1 protein-coding gene is annotated in these 347 nt (G+C 65.7%); it reads right to left on the reverse strand.

Features of this window, described 5'->3' with window-relative positions; genetic code table 11:
* A partial coding sequence (locus MKK58_RS02415) for a hypothetical protein (protein ID WP_243910587.1) occupies positions 1–347 on the reverse strand: 347 nt, incomplete at both ends.

Consider the following 347-nt stretch of genomic DNA (forward strand, 5'->3'; position numbering starts at 1 on the left):
ACATCGCGGGATAGCTCACAATCATGGACTTTAGCTTACACGCGGCCGAGATGGGGGCGGTGCAGAGCTCAACGTCCAGGCACTCGGCCACGCGGTCGGCGCGGAGCACGCGGCCTGGCTGAGCCTGCCGTTTTAGGGCACGAGCGCGGTCGGCGAGGTAGACCTCGACATCGTTCGCCAGGTAGTCCTGCGCGGACGCCTTCGACCCCACAGCCGATCCGATCTCATCGAGGGTAAGTCCGCGCGTGGGGATGCGAATGCCGGTCTGCCAGAACCCTTCGTCCACGATCACGAACTCGACCTTGCCGAGGGCCGTGCCGGCGCTGAAGAGGAGTTGGTGCGCGACG

Origin of the sequence: Methylobacterium sp. J-078, assembly GCF_022829285.1 — a bacterium.
Classification (GTDB): domain Bacteria; phylum Pseudomonadota; class Alphaproteobacteria; order Rhizobiales; family Beijerinckiaceae; genus Methylobacterium.